The sequence below is a fragment of the Bergeyella zoohelcum ATCC 43767 genome, from assembly GCF_000301075.1.
GTDB lineage: Bacteria > Bacteroidota > Bacteroidia > Flavobacteriales > Weeksellaceae > Bergeyella > Bergeyella zoohelcum.
On sequence record NZ_JH932293.1, the window covers coordinates 1,970,254 to 1,993,138 of the forward strand.

The window sequence follows — 22,885 nt, forward strand, 5'->3', positions numbered from 1 at the left end:
TGCACCGAATTATTCACACTTCAAATGAAAATATTCAGGGATTACAAAGAATTTTCACCCCCCCTAAACACTGCTCTTTCTATTGGCATGTTTGATGGCGTCCATATAGGGCATACCGCTATCATTCAGCGTATTGTGGAAAAAGCAAAAACTGAAAATCTGTCCTCTACCCTGCTTACTTTCGAACCGCATCCTCGGTTATTTTTTAATCCACAAGATCCCCTCAAGCATCTAACTTTACAAGATGAAAAAATAGAACTTTTCCGAAAATCAGGAGTGGATAATGTCATTTTTCAACCTTTTGACCAAAATTTTAGTCAATTGAGTGGAAAAGAATTTATCCAAAATGTAGTAGTGCATCATTTAAAAGCAAAGCATATTGTCATAGGGCATGACCATGTGTTTGGTAAAAACAAAAGTGGAAATTTTGAATTACTAGAAAATCTAGCCACAGAATACCAGTACACACTAGAAAAAGCTCATGCTATGGAAGTGGAAGGAGAAATAGTTTCTTCTACCAAAATAAGAAATGCATTACTGAATGGTGAAATAAAAAAAGCGAATAATTTACTAGGGTATAATTATTTTTTTTCAGGCGAGATCGTCCATGGAAAGAAATTAGGACGCACCATAGGTTATCCTACCGCAAACATTTTTTTCAAAAAAAACAAACTTTTACCTCAGTTTGGTGCGTATATTGTAGAGGTATATCTCGGAGATGACTTTTACCCAGGGATGCTCAGCATTGGGAATAACCCCACCTTTGATGGACAAGAAGTATCTGCAGAAGTACATATACTTGGTTTTTCTGGAAATATTTATGGAAAAGAATTGAAGGTCGTTTTCAGAGATTTTCTTCATGAGCAAATTAAATTCCCTTCGGTGGATGGCTTAATACAATGCTTAGACGAAGATAAAAGAAAAACAGAAATGTTTTTCGAACAGCAATAAAAAACAAAAAAGTAAAAAATATTTAACAAAAATTTTAAAATCTTATGAGTAATAGTGAGAAAGTATTGGAGAAAATCAGTGGCGTAACCACTGAATGGATTAATGACAAAATGCATGAATATGGGCTAAAAAGAAAAGATCTTACTGCTGAAATAGGCATTGATAAGTCTTACCTTTCGCTCTTATTTGCAAAACCTGAGAACCCAAGAAAAATTCAGCTTTCCAAACCAATGAAAGCCATGTTTTTCTATTATTTTCTTTCTAAAGAATTGAAAAAATAATTATAGATTCAATACTATTAAAAAGCCACTTCATCGGAAATGAAGTGGCTTTTTAATCCTATATCAATAGGAAATGATTGTAGAATCAATGTCTTCCTGTATCATAACCTATTATTCAATTTTTTAAAGTGAATCCATGACACAAAACCATTTAGTGCTTCAGAACTTCTCGGTATTTTCCTCCACCTAATCCCCAATAATCACTTCCAGCACCGCCTGTAAGTTCATATTCTAAAATCAGTTCTCCATTTTTGAGCTTTACTATAGTGGCATTAATGGTTTCAGTTCCGAAATCCATCGTAAGTTTTTCCCTATCCAAATGGGCTTGAAATTGATTTAGACTCTGGATTCCACAACTATCAGGTACAGCGGTAGGTTCGTAGAGAATGGAAGCTCCATCAAATTTATTTGTATCTTCATACCGAACATACGCCCGAACATCTTTTCCATTAGCACAAAGATTATACAGACTCCCATTGCCTATATCCACTCCATCTTTGGTGATTGACATTATTTTCCAAGAGGTAGAAAGATCATACTTATAAAACGGTACAGGGTCATAAGTTTCGTCTTCTCTACACGCTGACAATAAAAACACCGAGGACAATAGTCCCACAACTACAGATTTTTTCATAATAATTAAATTTAAAATCAAGGGTAATTTTATGCCATCGTCTCAATTTTACTTTCCAAAAATAATTAAAAAAAATCAATATAAAAAAATTAATGATTCATTTTCAACCCAATAATAGATGCTATGAGCGTGAAAATAAAAAACAAACGCCAAAAATTAGCAGGTTCTCTGAACACTATAATCCCTACAATCACGGTACCTACAGCTCCTATACCCGTCCAAACGCCATACGCCGTTCCTAAAGGAAGTACTTTTGTAGCCTTAGTGAGCAAACTCATACTAATAATAGTACACACCACAAACCCTGCATACCATAAATAGGCAATATTCCCTTCCGCTTCTTTTGCTTTTCCCAAACAGAAGGTAAATGCCACTTCAAAAAGCCCTGCGATGACTAAAATAATCCAGCTCATTGTTATTTTGAAAAAATCATTCCCTTAACACTTTAATTTGTCCATCAGGCCAAATTTTAATTACCGAGGAGGCACTATACACATTGGGTGTAGCATACTGCTCATCTACTACTATATCCACCGCATCTTTAATTTCGGAGCTAATGTCTTTTAAGTGTACCGAACTTTTCTGTCCACTGATATTTGCCGAAGTAGATACCAAAGGGGCATTCAACCTTCTAATCAATTGCTTACAAAAATCATTTTTCACTATTCGTATGCCTATGCTTCCATCTTCTGCCAAAAGTTCCTTAGGTAAATTTCGAGGATTTTGATACACAATGGTTACCGGTTTTTCAGACAAATCTATAATTTCCCATGCCATCTCTGGCACATCTACAATAGACTGTAGCCTCTGTTCACTATCCACCAAAATAATCATGGATTTCTCTCTAGAGCGATTTTTGATTTGATACAATTTTTCTATCGCCACTACGCTCATAGCATCGCAACCCAGTCCCCAAGAAGTATCTGTGGGATAAAGCAATGTTTCTCCATTTTTTAATCTCTCGGCTATTTCCTTTATTTCCATTAATTTAACTTAATGCATTTTCTAAATCTGCCAATACATCAGAAATATCTTCTATGCCTACACTGAGCCGAATCAGATCATCGATAATGCCTATTTCTGCTCGTTTTTCTGCTGGAATAGAAGCGTGGGTCATCAGTGCAGGATGATTGGCAAGAGATTCCACTCCCCCTAATGATTCGGCAAGGGTAAAGATTTTCAATTTCTCTAAAAATGCTACTGCATCTTCCTTTTTCCCCGATACAAAATTAAAAGAAACCATACCACCAAAACCACCTTGCATTTGTTTTTTCGCCAAGTCATGCTGAGGATAAGTAGCCAAACCTGGATAAATCACTGATTTTACTTTTGGATGTTGAGATAGATATTCTGCCACCTGAATTCCGTTTTCAGAGTGCCTCTGCATCCTCAGTGCCAGAGTTTTAATACCTCTTAGCACCAAATATGCATCATGAGGTCCCAAAGTGGCACCTCCCGCAAACTGCAAGAAATGAAGTGCTTCTCCCAACTCAGGAGTTTTGGTAATCAGTGCACCTGCAATCACATCAGAATGACCACCTAAATACTTCGTAGCCGAATGCATCACGATATCTGCTCCCATATCCAAAGGTTTCTGGAGATAAGGCGAAGCAAAAGTATTATCCACCGCTACTAAAATATCTTTACCTTGAACCAGTTTACATACACTTTCTATATCAATCAATTTCATCAAAGGATTAGTGGGCGTTTCTAGCCAAATTAATCGTGTTTTGTCATTCATTCGCTCCTCTATATTGGTCATAGAATCCATATTGACAAAATGAAAGACCAATCCGTATTTTTCAAAAAGCCTTGTAAACATTCGGTAAGAACCTCCATATAAATCATCACAAGCAATCACTTCATCTCCAGGCTGTAAGTATTTCATCACACAATCTATGGCTGCCAATCCTGAAGAAAATGCTAAACCTCTGGCTCCATTTTCTATACTTGCCAAAGCATCTTCTAATGCCTGACGCGTAGGATTTGCTGCTCTGGAATATTCGTAGCCACTGTGTACGCCAGGGCTTTTTTGCTTAAAGGTAGAAGTAAGAAATACAGGTACATTTACTGCCCCTGTTACAGGCTCCGTATGTTGCCCTCCATGAATCACTTTCGTATTAAATTTCATTGTATTACATTTTTATAGCAGATTTTACAGCGAACTCTTCAGCCATTTCTTCCATCCATCTGGCTACATCATCTTCCCCAGAAGCTCTCTGATAAGTAACTGCTAAGGAGTGCATAATCTGATGGATAAACATTTTCATTTGGTCCAAAGGCATATCCTTCGTCCAAAGATCTATTCTAAGTGCTTCAAATTTTTTATCATCCCATACGGAAATCATCGTTGCTTTTGTTTCTTGATTTTCTACGCCACCATCTTGGGCATTCCAAGATATTTTTTCAGGAATATGATTATCATCTAGCTCTACATCAATGGTAATTTGTGTTTTTCTCATAAAAGTAAAATATTAGAGGGCAAAATTACGGTTTTGAATTGATAAAAAAATCTAAAACCACTACACAACCTATTTTTTTTCAGTAAATTCGCGGTGATAAAAAATCGTTTATGAAAAAATTACAATATTCAGTATTAGGATTGGCACTTATTTTTGCTGCTCAGTCTTGTAATACACAAAAAAAAGTAACAGAAAATACTACTGTTCAAGAAATTAAAAAAGAAGAAAGCATTTCCTACGCAGAGCATGGTATTAACCTAAGCCACATGGACAGAAATGTGCGTCCGCAAGATGATTTTTTCAATTTTGTAAATGGAAATTGGTACAAAACCACAGAAATCCCATCGGATAAAGCAAGCTGGGGATCTTTTAACAAACTTAGAGAAGACACAGATAATAATTCACTCAGTATTCTCAATAAAATCCTTTCTGAAAGCTATCCACAAGGTTCGGAAGGACAAAAAATCCAAGCACTTTACGGCACTTATACAGACTGGAATACCCGAAACCAATTAGGGCTCTCCCCTATCGAGGGACATCTTAAGAAAATAGATGCCATTAAAAATCTTAATGACCTCCAAAAATACATGGATGAAGCCACCAGAAATGGAGGAAATAGACTCTATGGTTGGTCTGTGTACACGGATTTAAAAAACTCTAAAATGAATGCTGTGTACCTCAACGGCCCTTCTTTAGGCTTGGGAAAAGACTACTACCAAAAGAAAAACGATGCGAATACTAAGACTTTAGAAGAATATACCAAATTCGCGGAAAAGCTTTATGCACAACTAAAATATAAGAATCCAGGTGTTGCTGCAAAAAAATTAGTAGAATTTGAAAAATCTTTGGCAAATTTACTTTTGACCAATGAAGAAAGCAGAGATGCCAACAGAAGATATAACCCTAAAACCATTTCGGAACTAGCGAGCGTTTCTAAGCATATTAACCTCCCTAAATTCCTTACCAATGCTGGAGTACAAACAGATAGAGTAATCATCGGTGAGCTAAAATATTATGAAAATTTAGACCAAACCATTAACCAGAAAAATCTTCCCCTTATTAAAGATTATCTGAAATTTCACCTGTATAGAGCTAATCTTTCTAACTTGGACAAAACTTCTGATGACCTCAGTTTTGATTTCTATTCAAGATATATGCAGGGGCAAAAGGAACAAAGATCTATGGATAAAAGAGGACTTAGCCTGATTAATGGCATTTTAGGAGAAGCATTCGGTAAGCTCTATGTAGATCAGTTTTTCCCAGCAGAAGCCAAATCTCAGATGGAAGAATATGTAAACTATATTCGTAAGGCCTTTGCTAAAAGAATAGATGAACTGGACTGGATGTCTGATGCTACCAAAGTGAAAGCACAAGAAAAACTTTCTAAATTCGCTGTGAAAATTGCTTACCCTGACAAGTGGAAAGATTATAGCCAATTACAAATGATTTCCCCAAACCAAGGAGGTACTTATTTCGATAACTTGAAAAACCTTTTTGCGTGGAACTACCAAAGAAGCCTTAACAAAATAGGGAAGCCTGTAGATAAACAAGAATGGGGTATGAGTCCACAAACGGTAAACGCTTACTATAGCCCTACGAATAATGAAATAGTATTCCCTGCAGCCATCCTTCAGCCTCCTTTCTTTAATTTCAAGGCAGATCCTGCAGTAAACTTCGGGGGAATAGGAGCGGTAATAGGACATGAAATCTCTCACGGATTTGATGATGGAGGAGCTAGATTTGATGGTGATGGTAACCTCAAAAACTGGTGGACAGATGCCGATAGAAAAAATTTCGATGAAAAAGTAAACCAATTGGCCGCTCAGTTTGACCAATATGAACCTATCAAAGGCATCTTCGTAAATGGTAAATTTACCAGTGGAGAGAACATCGGAGACCTTGGTGGTGTAGCAGTAGCTTACGAAGCACTCCAAATGTACCTTAAGGACAAAGGGCAGGTGGCTCCTATCAGTGGATTTACGCAAGACCAAAGATTCTTCATGAGCTGGGCAACAGTATGGCGTACAAAATCTACCGAGAAGTACATCCAAAACCAAGTGAAAACAGACCCACACTCTCCAGGATATTACAGAGCTTTCGCTCCATTAATGAATTTAGACGCTTTCCACGAAGCATTTAATACAAAACCAGGAGATAAAATGTATAAGGCTCCAAAAGATAGAATAAAAATTTGGTAATCTATAAAAAACAATCACCTGTACTGGGTGATTGTTTTTTTTGTTATTGAAATTATATCGACTTATTGGATGAACCTAATCATTAATGAATTAAAACAAGGGCATATACAAATGATTTTATTAAAAATTAGTACACTTCATATTCCTTTGCGATTAAAACGAGAAGCTAAACAAAGATTTTTTCAGAGACACAAAATCTCTAACGCTTCCCAAAGTTTTCAATGAAACAAATGCCCTTTATTCTAAAACAATACAAATAAAAAACCATATTCCAAAAGTCTTTTTACTTTGTACATTGTAAATAACAAACAGATTAAATAATAGAAAAAAGTCCTGATAATTTGATTATTCGAGTCTTTTTAATATCCTTTTTCATTAAGAAAGTTATTTGTATTCATTCCAAATTACACTAGATAAGAAATAGTATTTTAAACATTTAAAAAATGCGTATATTTGTGGAATGATAGCGAGTAAACATTTCGGCGTTCTATCATTAGATTTCTCAAACAAAAATCACACGAAGCGTTCGGGAGTGTGTATGCCCGTATGTTCAGACAAAAAATTTCGGTACAATCTTATAAAAAAATGCAGGTCGGTGAATAATATCGTCCTTTTTTTATTTACAAAAATTAACACTTGTAATTATATTAATAACCTATATCATCATTCCAACAATCATTATGGCAACGAAAGGAGAAATGCTTTACGAAGGTAAAGCGAAACAAATTTTTGCAACGGAAAACCCAGAGGAAGTCATCGTAAAATTTAAAGACGATGCCACAGCTTTTAACGCTCAGAAGAAAGGACAGTTTGATCTAAAAGGCGAAATGAATAACGCCATCACTACCCTTTTGTTTGAGTATTTACAGGAAAAAGGAATCCCTACCCACTTCATAAAACACCTTAATGAAAGAGAGCAATTAGTAAGAAAAGTATCTATCATTCCATTAGAAATGGTGGTAAGAAACTATGCTGCGGGAAGCATGGCACAAAGATTAGGTGTAGAAGAAGGAACTAAATCTCCTATTACCATTTTTGATATTTGCTACAAAGATGATGCCCTAGGAGATCCACTCATTAATGACTATCATGCTATTTTCTTAAGTGCTGCCACCAAAGAAGAATTGGATGAAATGTATGCACTCACTGCAAAAATCAATAATCTGCTCATCGAGCTTTTTGATAAAATGAATATCATTTTGGTAGATTTCAAAATAGAACTGGGAAAAACATCAGACGGAAAAATCATTCTTGCAGATGAAATTTCTCCTGACACTTGCAGACTTTGGGACAAGGATACCATGAAAAAACTAGACAAAGACAGATTCCGTAGAGACCTTGGAGAAGTTACGGAAGCCTATGTAGAAATTTACGAAAGACTAAAAAAAGTGCTGAATAAATAATCGCATGAAAAAGAATAACAAAGAACATATACACCATAAAAAAAATTACCTCAGTATATTTAAAAATGAGGCTTATGGTAGAAATCTTTTTCGCACCCGAAAAGAAGAGCAGATAGATGCACCACAAGAAGAGTGTGGAATTTTCGGAATGTACACCCCTGAAATTACCGATACTTTTTCCCTTTCCCAATTCGGACTCTTCGCTTTACAACATAGAGGACAGGAGGCATGTGGCATCTCAGTATCTAATAGTGGCAAAATAGTAAATATTAAGGACGAGGGGCTGGTACTTGATGTGTACAAAGAAATAGAAAACCCTGAGGCATTCATGGGAAATTCAGTCATTGGACATACACGATATACCACGGCGGGAGATAAGAAGAAATACAATTATCAGCCGTTTTTTGCCAAAAATGAATACGACCAAATCATCCTCTCTATTGCTCACAATGGAAACTTAACTAATGCACACCAACTTAAAAAAGAGTTAGAAGCTGAGGGGGTGGTTTTCCGTGCCACTTCAGATTCCGAAGTGATTCTTCGATTAATTCAAAAAAACTTAGACTTAGGACTTAGAGGTGCCATTAAAGCTACAATGGAAAAAATAGAAGGAGCTTACTCCGTGGTAGGCATCACCCGAAATAAATTCTTCGCTTTTAGAGATTTCCATGGTATCCGTCCTTTGGTTTTGGGTAAAATCAATGACGGCTATGCCGTAGCTTCTGAAACGGCTGCGTTAGATGCCATCGGTGCGGTATATGAGAGAGATATTCTTCCTGGAGAAATTATCTATACCAGTGAAAACGAAGAAGGCTTAAAGAGCTATCAAGTAAAAAAGGATTGTCAAAACTCAATATGCTCTTTTGAGTACATCTATTTCGCAAGACCGGACTCTGAAATGGAAGGCATTAATGTATATGATGTAAGAGAAAAATCAGGCGAGAAAATATGGGAACAGGCTCCTGTAGATGCAGACATTGTGATTGGAGTGCCAGATTCTGGTGTTCCAGCAGCCATAGGTTTTTCTAAGGTTTCAGGAATTCCTTTCCGTCCTGTGTTGGTAAAAAACAGATACATCGGGAGGTCTTTCATCATCCCTACACAAGAGATGAGAGAACGAATAGTGAATTTAAAACTCAACCCTATTATCCACGAAATTAAAGGAAAGAGAGTGGTCATCATTGATGACTCCATCGTAAGAGGTACCACTTCTAAACGATTAGTAAAAATTTTAAAAGATGCAGGAGTTAAGGAAATTCACTTCCGAAGTGTGTCTCCTCCCATCACAGCACCGTGCTTTTTAGGCATTGACACTCCTTCTAAGGACGACCTTATCTCTGCTAATATGTCCAAGGAAGAACTAAGACAATATTTAGGTGTGGATTCATTAGAATTTTTAAACTTGGATAACCTTAAAGAGATATTAGGTTCCTCTCACCACTGCTTCGGATGTTTCACAGAACAATATCCTGTGGACAAAGGGGAAGAAACTGCATTATTTAATTAAGCATATTCGGAAAATCCACAAATTAACAAACTATTTAAAAATTGACAATATAACAAAAAATGGTGCTTAAAAACCTTGTAAAGCATTGTCTTTTATAGACTTATAAGAGTTATAATGAAAGTGGTTTCATTATAACTCTTATTTTATGTCCAAAACGAATAAAAAATGTCCAGTTTGTGATTCTAATCACATCATCAAAAAAGGAAAAAGAAATGGAAAACAACGCTTTCAATGTGGAGATTGTCAGGCAAATTTTACGATTAAAAACATTGGTGTAAAAAGAAAAAATCAATTCATTTGGTTCAGAAAATGGATAATGGAAAGGCAAGTCTATAAAACCCTTTCGAGGGATAGCTCAATGAGCCAATCTACCCTTCAAAACCTCTTTAAACATTACCTTTCACAAGTTCCTACCCTCAGCATCAAAAGCAAGACAAAGGTTCATCTCTTGATTGATGGCACCTACTTTTCCAATGGATTATGCCTGATACTCTACTACGATTATGACATTCGATATGTGCAACTTTACCGCCAAACCAACAAGGAAAAACTTCGTGATATAAAGCAAGATTTGGAAAACTTAAAGAAGCTGAATGTGGCAGTTTACAGTGTAACCTGCGATGGGCATAAATCTATTTTAGGAGCGGTAAAAAAGGTGTTTCCAGAGGTGATTATCCAAAGATGTTTAGTGCATATTAAACGACAGATTAAGAACTATTTAAGTGGTAGCCCAAAACATTTTATTAGCCAACAGCTTTTGTGTTTATCCAAAGAAATTACGCATCTAAAAACCAATGAACAGGCTAACGATTGGGTAAATAGATTTTACCAGTGGTATGTTGAAAATCAATATTTTATAGAAGAAAAATCAATGAATGAAGAATCTGGATTTCAGTGGTTTAAACATAAAAATCTACACTTAGCTACTTATCATATTATCAATGCCTTACCCAATATGTTTGCATATCTGAAAGATAGTGAAATCCCTTATACTACCAATCGTTTAGAAGCCTATTTTACGCATTTGAAAGAGAAATTAACCTTGCATAGAGGACTTCGTTTTGAGGCTAAAAAGAACTTTATAAAATGGTATTTATATTTTAAAAATCAAGGGGGATAAGGTTTTTTTAGCCATAGGGTTCATCCGATAGTTTTAATAAAAAAGGGTGAGAAAAACTCACCCCTAAAACTATCGTTTTGAACATTGATTGTATTGCTGACAATGAACTATGTTCGTAACCTTCGTAAAAGCTATTCGCTTTTTCTCGCTTATTCCTCAGCAGAGCTTGTTTCCTCTTCCAATCAATGTGCGAAATATAAGCATTTTTTATCAATTATAAAAGTACCATTTTTTACCACATTGCCTAAAAATTTCTCATATTGATAATAAACCCCGAATTTAGCGAAAAGCAAAAGTCGGGGTTTTATATTAGAAATTTAATAAAAACAACTCATCTATTCATTACTTCTTTGGAATATTTTTCAATATCTCTTGTAAAAATTTCCAAAATTTCTGTGCTGAAGGTATGTTGGCTCTTTCATCTGGTGAATGGGCTCCTCGGATGGTTGGTCCGAAACTTACCATTTCCATTTTAGGATAGTTAGCACCGATAATACCACATTCTAAACCTGCATGACAAGCCACTACATTAGGCTTTCCACCAAACTCTTTTTCATAAATTCCCTCCATGATTTTTATGATTTCCGCCCCTGGTTTAGGTTTCCATCCTGGATAAGAACCCGAAAATTGCACTTCTATTCCTGCCAATTCAAATACAGATTTAAGCTGATTTGCTACCTGCATTTTTGAAGATTCCACCGAAGAGCGAGTTAGGTTCAGTACTTGTAAATCTCCATTTTTCAGTTCTACCCTCGCTACATTATTAGAGGCTTCCACTAAATCTTCTACATCTGGAGACATACGGAAAACACCATTATGTGCAGCATGCAACGCCTGAACTACTCTCTTAGACTCTTGCTCTCTAATAGCATTACCTTCCATAGCAATGGTTTCTATGCGGATAGAAAGTTCTTTCTCTATACTTTGAAACTCTTCTATTATTTCCTTTTTTAATACCTCTGCTTTTTGAAGAAATACTCCCCTGTCCGTAACCGAAAAAAGGGCCGTTCCTTCTCTAGGAATTGCATTTCTCAGCCCACCACTATTAATTTCTATCAACTGAATAGCATGCTCTATACCCAGGAAGAAAAATCTTGCCAAAATTTTATTGGCATTACCAAATCCTTTATGGATATCCATCCCCGAGTGTCCTCCTTGTAATCCTTTAATCTCAAGCTTTACCGCTTCTCCTGAGAAATGCTCAACAGCAAAAGACTGATTAGCGGTAACATCTATTCCTCCGGCACAGCCTATATCTATTTCGTCATCTTCTTCAGTATCCAGATTAAGTAAAATATCTCCTGTAAGTACCCCAGGCTGTAGTCCAAAGGCACCCGTCATTCCCGTTTCTTCATCCACAGTAAAAAGTGCTTCAATGGCAGGATGAGCTATATCTTCACTTTCCAAAATACTCATCATAGCAGCAACGCCTAAGCCATTGTCTGCCCCTAATGTAGTCCCCTTAGCCTTTAACCAATCTCCCTCTACAAACATCTGTATCCCTTGGGTCTCAAAGTCAAACTCTACATCATTATTTTTTTGGCAAACCATATCAAGGTGAGATTGGAGTACCACCGTTTTTCTATCTTCCATTCCAGCCGTAGCAGGTTTTCTGATAATCACATTTCCTGTGGCATCTACAGAAGTTTCTAATCCTAGATTTTCTCCAAAATTCTTAATAAAAGCGATTACTTTTTCCTCCTTTTTAGAAGGTCTAGGCACCGCATTAAGTGCTGCGAAATTTTTCCAAATAATCTTTGGCTCTATTTGAGTAATATCCATAATATTAGTTAATTTTTTATACCATCCAATCATGTTCATATTTTAAACAAAAAATAAATCACCTGTATTTCTATATGATTAATCTATCCAATGCTTAAAATAGTTTTTCTTAGTCGCCAAATACTCTTCATTTTCGGGAAGCGAAGGCATCTGTAGAGGAACTCTTTCTACAAGTTCTATGGTTTCATGATTTTCGAAAATGGCCAATTTTTCAGGATTGTTAGTAAATAGCCTCACTTTTTTCACACCGAAATGAGTAAGAATCTCTGTTACCATCTGAAAATCTCTACCATCTGCAGGTAATCCCAACTGGAGGTTCGCCTCTACAGTATCGTGTCCTTGTTCTTGCAGTGCATAGGCTTTGAGTTTATTAATGATACCTATATTTCTTCCCTCTTGTCGGAGATAAATTAATATTCCTCCATTTTCTCCAAAATATTGCATGGCTGCATCCAACTGCGGACCGCATTCGCATTTTTTTGACCTAAACACTTCTCCTGTAATACATTCAGAATGAATACGAACATTTACTACATCATCCAACTGAGTATTTTTACTCACCAAAATAAGTTCTGGAGTCCAATCTTCTTGGGATTCCGAAAGTGCATAAATGGTAAAATCCCCAAACGCAGTAGGCAGGGAAGCTTGAGCTTGAATTTTCATTCTTTTTGAAAAATATTAATTAGAAATTTCTATAGGTGTAGTGCTTAGCTCTGCTAGACTTCCTTTTATCTTAACCAAACAATGATTGAGCTTTAGGAACTCATCTTCGTTCATTTTTGTTTTTGAAATATAAATTCTCTTATAGCTATTTTGGATTTGTTTCATATACCTTTTTTGCCCTTGAACATTGTATGCTTGATAAGCGTATACAAAATTCTGTACATTGAGCTTCAGCAGATCTATTTCCTTATTAATCCCCTGATTTTTTACATAAGTAATAGATGCCGCTGTATTGGTAAGACGGGCTAATTCAGCATTGATTTCTAATTCTTCAGGAATTGCTTTTACCGTAGTTAAAACGGGAGCCGCACTCACCTGAGTAAATGCACTATTCATAGGGGATTTGCTCACATGCTCTACGCTACAAGAGTAGAAAGATAAGAAAACTAGAAATGCATGAATATACTTTGCCATTATTTATTTTTTATTTTGATAAAGGATTGGGTTAAGGCTTTCATCATTGTACATTTTCATTTGTTTGTACACAGTCATCTTCACCTCTCCTTTTTCAATGGCACCGAGGAGTTCGTCTATAGATTGTATCAAATCTCTTTTCTGCAAAAGTAATATACGAAGTTTTTCCTCACATGCAGCTCTATGCTCATCAGAAGCATCTTGACGATGGGCTTCTATATTCATATGATAGACTTTTAGTACCAATATAGAAAGTCTATCTATAGCCCAAGCAGGAGTTTCAGTATTTAACCTGAAATTTTCTTTCAACACAACATCCTGATACTGATGAAGAAACCAAGCATCAATATATTCCACCAAATCGGTTCTTTTCTGATTAGAGGCATCTATCTTTCTTTTAATGACCAGTGCCTCATCAGGATGGATATTTTCATCTCTGATAATATCTTCTAAGTGCCATTGTACGGTATCAATCCAATTTTTACTAAACAAAAGATGTTCCAAACCACCTTCTTGAAAAGGATTTTGGGGAATCTTATTGATATCATCATGAACATGATACTGCTCTACTGCCTGCTGAAAAATATTCCAAGCCTTATTTGCAAAGCTGAGTTTTTCCATGAATTTAGCTTGGGTTATTGGTGCTCTCTCTTTCAGAAGTTTCTTTTTTATCTTCTTTTACAGCGTCCTTAAATTCCTTGATTCCTGAACCCATTCCTCTCATAAGTTCTGGAATTTTCTTAGCTCCGAATAAAATGACGATTATTAATAATAATAAGAGTATTTCTCTAAATCCTATTCCACCCATATTTATAGTTGTTAATTATTTGTATTCTTATTTTTTATTTCTACAAAGGTAGTATTTTTTAGTTTATCCACCCCACAGGATCTACCGGAGTAGTACCATTCCAAATTTGGAATTCTAGCGTGTGGGTTCCTTCAAAATCTTCTCCCACTACTCCTACAACGGTTCCTCCTGATATTTTTTGGTTTTGTTTTACGCTGGTAGATGCCAAATTCCCATAAGTAGTAAAATAGCCATCATGCTTCACCACCACCGTTCTAGTACCATCTCCACCGTCTAATATTCTACTTACCACACCAGGGAAAACACATTTAGCAGCAGTACCCTTACTCACCGCAATTTTGATGCCATGGTTTTCTTCCCAAATATTTTTAAACACGGGATGAGGTTGTCTCCCGAATCTGTGCGTAATTCTTCCATAGGCAGGCATGGAGAGCTTTCCTTTACTTGCCACAAAACTAGCAGATGAAGTAGTTACTCCAAAGTCAGTCATTGTTTTAGCTTCTGCTGCCTTTTTTTCTGCTTCCTTTTTCTTTTCTAGCTCTGCTTCTGCCGCTTTCGCTGCAGCTAGTTTTTCATTAGCTGCTTTGGCTTTTGCTGCAGCTTCTGCAGCTTCTTTTGCCGCAGCCTCTCTTCTTGCTATTTCCCTTGCGGTAGCTTCTGCTCTGGCTGCATTCTCAGCTCTTTTTTTCTCCTCAGCTGCTTTCTTTGCCATAAGCTCTTCGGCTCTTTTTGCTTCTGCTTCTGCTGCTTTTCTTTGTTTTTCCAGTGCAGCAGCTCGGGCTTTATTTTCAGCATCTATTCTTGCTTTCTCTCTTTCTGCAGCCTCTCTAGCTATTCTTCTTTTTTCTGCCTCTTCTTTTTTTCTGGCTTCTTCATTGGCTTTTGCTAAACGAATTTCTTCAGCAATGATAGCTCTGATTTGCCCCTCCAGAGATCTCTGCTGTGCTTGTTTTTGCTGTAGCTCGGCAACGAGTTTTTTCTCATTTTGTTTAAACTCTTCCACCACTCTAGCTTTTTCTTCCCTTTCTGCTTGAATGGTAATGAGTTCTTTTTGTTGATTCTTAAGCAATGCTTGTTTTTCGTTTACAGACTTTTCCTTACTGGCAATGGCTTTTTGCAGATCCTCTTTAGCTTTGGTAATTTTTTCTGCCTGTTTAGTCTGATAATCACTATAATTTCTCAAATACTGTACACGACGAATGGCCTGACCAAAACTTTTGGAAGAAAGAATAAAAGTTACTTTATTATTAACATCTCTATTTTTATAGGCATTAATCAGCACTTGCTTATAATTCTTTCTAAGCACTTCCAATTCACGGTTTTGCCTATTAATCTCCAGTTGTTTTAGATAAATATCTTCTTCTATAAATTTCTTTTCCTTTTGCGTGTTTTGATAGACTTGCTCTCTAAGCTGAATCTTTCTATTCACATTATCTAAATATGCTACAGAAATTCTAGATTCTTTTTTAGACTTAGCAATTTCAGCATTAATATTAGCAATTTGCTTTTTCAGTTCAGCACTTTGTTTTTGCAACTGCTCTTTTCTATTTTGCCCCAAAGCAGAAGTAGAAAAAAAGAAAAAGGTAGATAAGAAGACGATATATCGGGTCATTGTATTTCTATTTTTGAATAATTTTTAGGAATACTAAAGGGAGTATTCATTTTTTGACTTTCAAATTTCGTGTTTTCTAATAAAATTTCTCCCGATTTTCCTCCTTTTATAATTATTTTAACATATTTAGGAAGCCTCATTTGCTCGAAATCTACCCATTCTAAATACTCTATGAATAGTTTATTTTTAGACTTTGTGTCTTGTAAATCTACTTTAAGCAAATCATAATTCTCTGCATACTCTAGCTTTACATGATAGACGCCCTCATTATCCGTATCACTGAACTGCTGGGGTACTACCGATGCCAATGTATAGCCTTCTTTTGTTTTATGCATCTGATACTGTTTGGAACTCAACTTTACAAAAGTTCTACCAAGCAGTAGTTTTTCTAGCGTTTTATAATTAATAAAATTAACATTAAGCAAATTATTGATATAATGAAAATCAGATTGTATATAAGAACGCTCTGTTTTTACATACGCTTCTATTCCATTGGGAGTGGCCAAAGCTCTTGCAGCATTGATGAATAATACATTCATATTCATCCATATCTTTTCATCTTGAACGATGTACATGGTAGAATTGAGCTGCGGTGTAAAGGTATTAGGAATATTTACCTCTACTTTACCCGTAATTTTCAGCTGTGTAAACTTAGGCGGAATGAGTACTTTTTCATAAAAAGCCAAGGTGGTAGCTACTCTCTGCCCGTCCACACCGCCACTCACAGAATCCGTACTACTGGTCTGTGAGTTTTCCACTGCCTTACTTCTTGTTTTACATGAGAGCATAACAAGAATCATCATAAAACTGCTAAGAATTAATCGCATGGCTTCTAAGTAACACAAAAAGTGCCAAAATAATTTGAAAAAATGCTTTGCTACAATTAATCTTTTGATAGAAAATCAAGCACTGAGTAATCTCCTAAAGAAATTTCCCTAGATACACCAAAATACTGAGCGTGATTGCCAATCATAGAGTTACTTAAATTCCCGTGATTAATATGAGTATTCTCCTGAATCAATGAATGGTCTATATTAGAGCTGATGATTTTAGTTCCATTACCTAAAGAAACATTAGGACCTACTTTGGAATTAATAATCTCTACATTTTCACCTATATAGCACGGCTGAATAACCAATGAATTTTCTATTCTTGCCGAAGCAGGGAAATCCTGAAACGCATCCTTTTCATATTGCAATATTTTAGAATTGGTATCTACAGTTGCATTTTTATTACCACAATCCATCCAGTCATCTACCTTTCCGAGAGTAAATTTAGCTCCTTTTTGTCTCAAATTTTCTAGTGCTGTGGTCAGTTGGTATTCTCCGCCTACCTTGATATCACTATCCATGATGAAATTAATCTCTTCCATCAGTTTCTCCGCCGATTTAAAATAATAAATCCCAATAATTGCAAGGTCTGAAACAAAAGTTTTAGGCTTTTCTACAAAATCTGTTATAAAACCATAGTCATCTAATTTTACTACTCCAAAAGCGGAAGGGTCTTCTACTTTTTTCACCCAAATCACCCCATCTGAGTTTTTATCTAAATGAAAATCTGCACGGAAGAGCGTATCTGCAAATGCCACTACCACATCTCCTTGCATAGAGCTTTCAGCACATTTAATGGCATGTGCCGTTCCCAAAGGCTCATCCTGCACATATACACTTCCCTTAGCACCAAGACTTTCTGCTACTTCCACAAGAGACTGCTTCACTTCATCTCCAAAATCTCCGATAATAAAGGCGATTTCTTCTATAGGTTCATTAGCTACTTTAGCAATATCTTCTACCAATCTTTGTACGATAGGCTTCCCTGCAATAGGAATTAATGGCTTAGGAACTGTAAGTGTATGCGGTCTTAGGCGTGAACCTCTCCCCGCCATAGGTACAATAATTCTCATTTTTCGAAAAAATTTTCCTGCAAATCTACTATTTTTTATTTGATTTCAAGTCTATAAAATACAAAAAAAGCACTCTTCACCTAAATATGATGGTATTCTTCATCACAAAAATACCTCCCAAAATCTAGGAGGTATTATCTTTATCTTTTAATTTGTTATTCCTTATTTCTTTTCTGATGTAGGCGTAGTTGCAGGTTTTGCTTCCGTAGTCTTATCTGCTGTACTTGTTCCTGTAGTATTTTCTACGGGTGCCACTTTAGGAGTAGATTTATTAACTGCCTGAGGATTGGTAGTCATCACCACACTAATAAGACAAAGTACCGCGATAGTACCTCCAAGAATCCAAGTGGATTTTTCCATAAAATCATTGGTTCTCTGCACACCAAATTGTGCCGATGAAGTTCCCCCAAATGCTGAAGAAAGACCACCTCCCTTAGGATTTTGAGCCATGATAATAATCATTACCAAAATACAGGCTATCATGATAAGAACCATGAGAAGAGTAAATATAGTGCTCATAATTTTTTGTTCTGAAATTTTAATGGGCAAATTTACACATTTATTACATAAAAAACAAAAGGCAATTGCTTATGCAACTGCCTTTTTTTATTATTTTAAATTTTTTTATTTAAAATCTGCGTCTTTCGCTTTATTAAGTTCGTAAGATTTCACCTCGAAAACGATTTCCATTCCTCCCATATTTTGTGAAATCTTGTGAGGGAATTTTACTCCATTTACCTCCTTATAGTCAGAAAGATAGGTAGGTATAGCTTGCCCCATCATGTTTTCTACAAAACCTAATTTTAACCCTGTGGCTACACTGTAATAATTCGTTTTCTCTCCTACTTTTACTGCGAAAGCTTCTTCTCCATTAAATTTTTCCTGCCCTTCCACTTTGGCATTTGTAAAGTGAAGTTCTGGGAAAATTTCTTTTTCTTCGGCAAATTTCTTTTTCATCTCATCGTTCATTGGCATTTTCTGCCCTTGAGCTTCCTGAAATCCATCTTTACCATCAAAAGCAATTTTTTGCATGGTATTGCCCATCATTTTCACTTCCATCTTCATTTTTCCACCTTTTGCCTGTATCATGGTCATATCCAGTGCCATTCCTTGTACAGTAGCAGAAGCATTCATCTTGGTACTGGTAACTTTTTCTACCTTTGCTTTTCCTCCAATGGCATTAATGTATTTCTCTGCAATAGAAGTGGCTGTAATATTAGCATCTACTTTTTTCGCTTTCGGTTTCTCCATTTTTTCTGCATACGCTGTGTAGTACTGCACTGGATAGCCTAATTTCTCTAGCTTATCTCCTATCTCAGATGCCTTACCTGTTACAATGACTTGAGCCTGCTCTGGACGGAAATATTTCTGTGCTACACGCTGTACATCTTCAGGAGTTACTTTATTAATATTCTTAATATAATCCGTATAAAATGCGTCAGAAAGATTATGCGTTTTTTTAGTCAATGCTTGGGAAGCAGTAGTAGCGGGATTTTCTAATCTCAAAATGAAGTTTCCTAAGAATTTAGCTTTTACATTTTCTAATTCCTTAGCATCTACTTTTACTTTCCCCATTTCTCTCATTTCTTTAAGCGTTTCTACCACCGCAGCATCAGACACGGCATTTCTTACCGTAGCTGTGGCATGAAACTGCCCGATGTAACGAGAATCAGACACGCTACCTCTTGCACCATAAGTAAACGCATTTTTCTCACGAAGATTCATATTGAGTCTGGAGCCGAAATCTCCACCTAAAATAGTAGAAGCTACCTGCACGGCATAATAATCTGGATCTTTCTTAGTGAGATTCACTGGGTAGGCCACAGAAACTACAGACTGAACTGCATTAGGCATATCTACTACGCTGATGCTGGTTTTTTGTACTGGGCTTACTGCTGGGAAAGCAGGGATATTAAGATTTCCTTTCTTCCAAGATTTGAAATGCTTTTCAGCCAATTTTTTCGCCTCTTTAGCAGTGATATCACCGATGAATACTAAGTAAGCATTATTCGGTTTATAATAAGTATCATAGTAATTCTGAACATCTGCTAAAGTAAGTTTTTCCACACTTTCTTTGGTTTCAAACTCTCCGAAAGGATGATTTTTACCATAGACCAAAGCATCCTCTACACGCCCCGCCGCTGCTTCTACACTTTTCTCTGAAGATTTAATTTCTTCTAAAATTCTCGTTTTTACAGTTTCGAATTCCTCTTGTGTAAATTTAGGATGAACTGCCCCCTCAGCAAAAGCAGAGAAAGTTTCGGAAAAGAACTTGGTTAATGATGATGCTCTACCGCCACCGCTAGAATAGTTTACTCTAGCCCCCATCTGCTCTATTTTTTTATTAAAGTCATCTTTAGAAACTTTAATAGTTCCAGTACCGAGCATTTGGCTAAGTACATCCTCTACCCCTTTCTTAGCTCCGAGTGCAAAAGGAGGATTATCAATAGTCAGTGTAACCGAAACTCTTGGAAGTTTATGGTTTTCTACCACGATAACATTCAGTCCGTTGTTGAGTTTAAATTCATTGGCCTTCCCTAAATTAATTACAGGTGATGGACCAGGTTTTGGCATTGGGATTTTAACTTGTGCCGTAGCAGTAAGTGAAAGAAAAGCTACAGCAATGGATAATATTCTAGATTTCATTTTTTTTAGTTCAGTTAATGTTATTTTTTATCTTCAGCAGGTTTTGGTAAATAGTTCACGATAACTCTTTGGTCTTTACCTAAATATTTTCTAGCTACATTACGGATATCCTCACGAGTTACCCTACGGTAATCCTCCAGCTCGGTATTGATTTTAGAGGTAGCTCCCTTTTGCATGTAAGCATCTGCCAACTGGTGTGCAATATTTTCTATTCCTGAACGGCTAGATACAAAATCATTCTCTGTAGCGTTCATCAGTTTCTGATAATCTTCCTCAGAGATAAGTTCGTTTTGTACTTTTTCGATGTCTTTTTGGATTTCGTTTTTCATTTGATCCAAAGAAACACCCGTCTGCGGAATCACACCGATGGTATATATTCCATAATCTACCATCTGACGATTAAACGCGAAAATTTGCAATGCTTGCTTCTTTTCATCTACATATTTCTTATGGAGTACAGAAGTTTTCCCACCACTCAAATATTTAGAAAGTAAATCTAGTGCATAGACATCCTTAGATTTATTATCCATAGTTCTATAGTTAATTGCCAAAAGTGGAAGCTGGATATTAGAATCATATTCCGTTACTTCTTTGGCTTTGGTAATAGGAGCTTCTTTAGGGAAATTTTTCACCACCTCTGCACCTCTTGGGATGACACCAAAATATTTTTCTATCATCTTTTTGGTTTCAGCAGTTTGAAAATCCCCTGCTACCACAAGAACAGCATTATTAGGCGAATAAAATTTCTTACTAAAATACTGGAAATCTTCTAATTTAGCTGAAGAAAGATCTTCAAAAGAACCAATTACCGAATTTTTGTAGGGATGTTTTTCAAAGATATGCGGGTTGAGTGCTTCTCCGTACATGAACTTTCCATACGGCTGATTATCTAATCGCTGTCTTTTTTCTTCTTTTACTACTTCTTTCTGTGTATCCACTCCAATTTGGTTAATCACAGGCTGACGAAGTCTATCCGCTTCCATCCAAAGACCTAGCTCTAGGTTATTAGAAGGAAAAGTCTCATAGTAATAGGTACGATCTGTAGAAGTATTGGCGTTATTCTGTCCTCCATGAGAAGAAACTATTTTAAACCACTCTCCTCGCTCTATATTAGCTGTCCCTTCAAAAAGTAAGTGTTCAAAAAAGTGTGCGAATCCTGTTTTTCCTGCTTGCTCATCTCTAGAACCTACATTATACATTACACCAGTGGTAATTACTGGCACCGTATTATCTTGATGGAGGATGACATGAAGCCCATTAGGGAGTTTGTACTCCTCGAATTTGATTTGTTGTGCATTCATCACTGTTCCCATAAGTGCAACAGCAGCAACACTAAGTATTTTCTTCATTATAAAAATAGTTTTATTTTTTACTTCCTCTAGTAAGTCGATTTTTTCTTCGTTTTGTTACAAAAAAATGTATTTTTTTATTTCATATACTAAAAAACAAAATTATATTTTACTATTTTTGTTTGATTTACAAAGAAAAAAACTTTTAGCTACGAAAATAATGATTTTGGTATAAACAAAAACATCATTTTAAACGATACAGTACCAGAATACACTTAAATCAATAGACAGATACCCCTTTTAACTAAAATCTAAGTAATAAAGATGAATAAAATTATTCTCATTATCACGCTATTACTTTGCAGCCTTGCTTCTGCACAATGGCATAGATTTCATTACGACCTCGTAATCAGAAAAAATACGGATACCGTAAGAGCAAAAACAATACTGGATGTAAGTGAAGGTGAAGTCAAATTTTATGACGAAGCCTATATAGAGGCAGATTCACTTCGGAAAACAGGACAAAATATTCAAGTACACACCGAGACAGACCAGCTGCTCATCAGAAAAAAAGGAAGTTTTCACAATAAGACCTTCTATGCTCATGGCTATGATTATTTTGTAATTTCTTCTGAAGACAAAATAAATTGGAAAATACAAAAAGAAACCAAAGAACTGCAAGGAATTATTCTACAAAAGGCAACTGCACAGTATGGAGGGAGAGACTGGATAGCATGGTTTACTATGATATTTCCTATACAAGAGGGACCTTATAAATTCCGTGGGCTTCCAGGACTAATCATTGAGCTCTATGACTCGGAAAAACGGTTTCATTACTGGATGACCAAAAGCATCAATCTCCCCCAAAAATTTGACACTTCAGATTTTCTCGAAGTGCGATATGGGAAAAAGCCTATCCCTATCAGCTTGAAACAATACCACAAAATAAAACTAGATAGCTATCATAATGTAGTAAAAGAACTGGGAGATTTCGTGGAAAAAGGAAATTCTATTGCATCAGACAAAGAGCTGAATACGAAAGAAAGTATTCTCAAAGAAAAACGAGAAATACAACAGCGGATTAAAAATTACCATTTTCCTTTAGAAAAAGATAAAGCAATTCCCTACCCTTAATCATTAAAAAATAAAAGC

At 36.0% G+C, this 22,885-nt stretch carries 23 protein-coding genes; 7 read left to right on the forward strand and 16 right to left on the reverse strand.

Features of this window, described 5'->3' with window-relative positions; translation table 11 throughout:
* The first annotated feature begins 24 nt into the window (after positions 1 to 24).
* Positions 25 to 951, forward strand: a complete 927-nt coding sequence (locus tag HMPREF9699_RS08995) for a bifunctional riboflavin kinase/FAD synthetase (RefSeq protein ID WP_002664254.1) — start codon at positions 25 to 27, stop codon at positions 949 to 951.
* A 44-nt stretch (positions 952 to 995) separates the two neighbouring features.
* Positions 996 to 1,232, forward strand: coding sequence for a hypothetical protein (locus tag HMPREF9699_RS09000; protein WP_002664255.1), 237 nt, complete (start codon positions 996 to 998; stop codon positions 1,230 to 1,232).
* Between the two features lie 151 nt (positions 1,233 to 1,383).
* Here HMPREF9699_RS09000 and HMPREF9699_RS09005 read toward each other — a convergent pair whose 3' ends face one another.
* From HMPREF9699_RS09005 to gldC, 5 genes are all read right to left on the reverse strand, one after another.
* A complete protein-coding gene (locus HMPREF9699_RS09005; RefSeq protein WP_002664256.1) occupies positions 1,384 to 1,866 on the reverse strand; it encodes a hypothetical protein in 483 nt (160 codons plus the stop codon).
* A gap of 89 nt (positions 1,867 to 1,955) precedes the next feature.
* The gene (locus HMPREF9699_RS09010) at positions 1,956 to 2,279 is read right to left on the reverse strand and encodes a DMT family transporter (protein ID WP_002664257.1); all 324 of its coding nucleotides are present in this window, start codon (positions 2,277 to 2,279) and stop codon (positions 1,956 to 1,958) included.
* A 16-nt stretch (positions 2,280 to 2,295) separates the two neighbouring features.
* A complete protein-coding gene (locus HMPREF9699_RS09015; RefSeq protein ID WP_002664258.1) occupies positions 2,296 to 2,850 on the reverse strand; it encodes an L-threonylcarbamoyladenylate synthase in 555 nt (184 codons plus the stop codon).
* Positions 2,851 to 2,854: 4 nt separating this feature from the next.
* Complete coding sequence (locus HMPREF9699_RS09020; protein WP_002664260.1) at positions 2,855 to 3,997, reverse strand: trans-sulfuration enzyme family protein; 1,143 nt, start codon at positions 3,995 to 3,997, stop codon at positions 2,855 to 2,857.
* A 4-nt stretch (positions 3,998 to 4,001) separates the two neighbouring features.
* Entirely contained in the window at positions 4,002 to 4,328 is a 327-nt protein-coding gene (gene gldC / locus HMPREF9699_RS09025) for a gliding motility protein GldC (RefSeq protein ID WP_002664261.1), read from the reverse strand.
* Between the two features lie 110 nt (positions 4,329 to 4,438).
* Here gldC and HMPREF9699_RS09030 point away from each other — a divergent pair, with 110 nt between their 5' ends.
* The 4 genes from HMPREF9699_RS09030 to HMPREF9699_RS09045 all read left to right on the forward strand — a co-directional run bounded on the left by HMPREF9699_RS09030 (position 4,439) and on the right by HMPREF9699_RS09045 (position 10,556).
* On the forward strand, positions 4,439 to 6,526 hold the full coding sequence (locus tag HMPREF9699_RS09030; RefSeq protein WP_002664262.1) for a M13 family metallopeptidase: 2,088 nt from the start codon (positions 4,439 to 4,441) through the stop codon (positions 6,524 to 6,526).
* Positions 6,527 to 7,206: 680 nt separating this feature from the next.
* Positions 7,207 to 7,929, forward strand: coding sequence for a phosphoribosylaminoimidazolesuccinocarboxamide synthase (purC, locus tag HMPREF9699_RS09035; RefSeq protein WP_002664263.1), 723 nt, complete (start codon positions 7,207 to 7,209; stop codon positions 7,927 to 7,929).
* A 4-nt stretch (positions 7,930 to 7,933) separates the two neighbouring features.
* On the forward strand, positions 7,934 to 9,436 hold the full coding sequence (gene purF, locus HMPREF9699_RS09040) for an amidophosphoribosyltransferase (protein WP_002664264.1): 1,503 nt from the start codon (positions 7,934 to 7,936) through the stop codon (positions 9,434 to 9,436).
* Between the two features lie 145 nt (positions 9,437 to 9,581).
* Positions 9,582 to 10,556 carry an IS256 family transposase, variant Zn-binding type gene (locus HMPREF9699_RS09045; RefSeq protein WP_002661810.1) on the forward strand — a complete coding sequence of 325 codons (975 nt, stop codon included), beginning with the start codon at positions 9,582 to 9,584 and terminating at the stop codon, positions 10,554 to 10,556.
* A gap of 342 nt (positions 10,557 to 10,898) precedes the next feature.
* Here HMPREF9699_RS09045 and HMPREF9699_RS09050 read toward each other — a convergent pair whose 3' ends face one another.
* The 11 genes from HMPREF9699_RS09050 to HMPREF9699_RS09100 all read right to left on the reverse strand — a co-directional run bounded on the left by HMPREF9699_RS09050 (position 10,899) and on the right by HMPREF9699_RS09100 (position 21,793).
* Positions 10,899 to 12,338, reverse strand: a complete 1,440-nt coding sequence (locus HMPREF9699_RS09050; RefSeq protein ID WP_172539696.1) for an aminoacyl-histidine dipeptidase — start codon at positions 12,336 to 12,338, stop codon at positions 10,899 to 10,901.
* A 78-nt stretch (positions 12,339 to 12,416) separates the two neighbouring features.
* The gene (gene ribA, locus HMPREF9699_RS09055) at positions 12,417 to 13,001 is read right to left on the reverse strand and encodes a GTP cyclohydrolase II (RefSeq protein WP_002664268.1); all 585 of its coding nucleotides are present in this window, start codon (positions 12,999 to 13,001) and stop codon (positions 12,417 to 12,419) included.
* A 15-nt stretch (positions 13,002 to 13,016) separates the two neighbouring features.
* Entirely contained in the window at positions 13,017 to 13,475 is a 459-nt protein-coding gene (locus HMPREF9699_RS09060; protein ID WP_002664270.1) for a hypothetical protein, read from the reverse strand.
* A gap of 3 nt (positions 13,476 to 13,478) precedes the next feature.
* Complete coding sequence (locus HMPREF9699_RS09065; protein ID WP_002664272.1) at positions 13,479 to 14,096, reverse strand: DUF4254 domain-containing protein; 618 nt, start codon at positions 14,094 to 14,096, stop codon at positions 13,479 to 13,481.
* Positions 14,097 to 14,100: 4 nt separating this feature from the next.
* Positions 14,101 to 14,283: a twin-arginine translocase TatA/TatE family subunit gene (locus tag HMPREF9699_RS09070; RefSeq protein WP_002664274.1), complete on the reverse strand. Its 183-nt coding sequence runs from the start codon at positions 14,281 to 14,283 to the stop codon at positions 14,101 to 14,103.
* Positions 14,284 to 14,341: 58 nt separating this feature from the next.
* Positions 14,342 to 15,895, reverse strand: coding sequence for a murein hydrolase activator EnvC family protein (locus tag HMPREF9699_RS09075; RefSeq protein WP_002664276.1), 1,554 nt, complete (start codon positions 15,893 to 15,895; stop codon positions 14,342 to 14,344).
* Positions 15,892 to 16,698 (reverse strand): DUF4292 domain-containing protein, encoded by an 807-nt coding sequence (locus HMPREF9699_RS09080; protein WP_002664277.1) that lies wholly within the window; start codon positions 16,696 to 16,698, stop codon positions 15,892 to 15,894. Before HMPREF9699_RS09080 ends, HMPREF9699_RS09075 begins: the two co-directional genes overlap by 4 nt.
* 80 nt (positions 16,699 to 16,778) lie before the next feature.
* The gene (locus HMPREF9699_RS09085) at positions 16,779 to 17,798 is read right to left on the reverse strand and encodes a sugar phosphate nucleotidyltransferase (RefSeq protein ID WP_002664278.1); all 1,020 of its coding nucleotides are present in this window, start codon (positions 17,796 to 17,798) and stop codon (positions 16,779 to 16,781) included.
* 162 nt (positions 17,799 to 17,960) lie between these two features.
* The gene (secG, locus tag HMPREF9699_RS09090; RefSeq protein ID WP_002664279.1) at positions 17,961 to 18,317 is read right to left on the reverse strand and encodes a preprotein translocase subunit SecG; all 357 of its coding nucleotides are present in this window, start codon (positions 18,315 to 18,317) and stop codon (positions 17,961 to 17,963) included.
* 105 nt (positions 18,318 to 18,422) lie between these two features.
* Positions 18,423 to 20,444 carry a M16 family metallopeptidase gene (locus HMPREF9699_RS09095; protein WP_002664280.1) on the reverse strand — a complete coding sequence of 674 codons (2,022 nt, stop codon included), beginning with the start codon at positions 20,442 to 20,444 and terminating at the stop codon, positions 18,423 to 18,425.
* 20 nt (positions 20,445 to 20,464) lie between these two features.
* Positions 20,465 to 21,793: a M16 family metallopeptidase gene (locus HMPREF9699_RS09100; RefSeq protein ID WP_002664281.1), complete on the reverse strand. Its 1,329-nt coding sequence runs from the start codon at positions 21,791 to 21,793 to the stop codon at positions 20,465 to 20,467.
* A gap of 264 nt (positions 21,794 to 22,057) precedes the next feature.
* Between HMPREF9699_RS09100 and HMPREF9699_RS09105 the strand changes: the two genes are divergently transcribed.
* A complete protein-coding gene (locus tag HMPREF9699_RS09105; protein ID WP_002664283.1) occupies positions 22,058 to 22,867 on the forward strand; it encodes a GLPGLI family protein in 810 nt (269 codons plus the stop codon).
* The last annotated feature ends 18 nt before the right edge of the window (positions 22,868 to 22,885 follow it).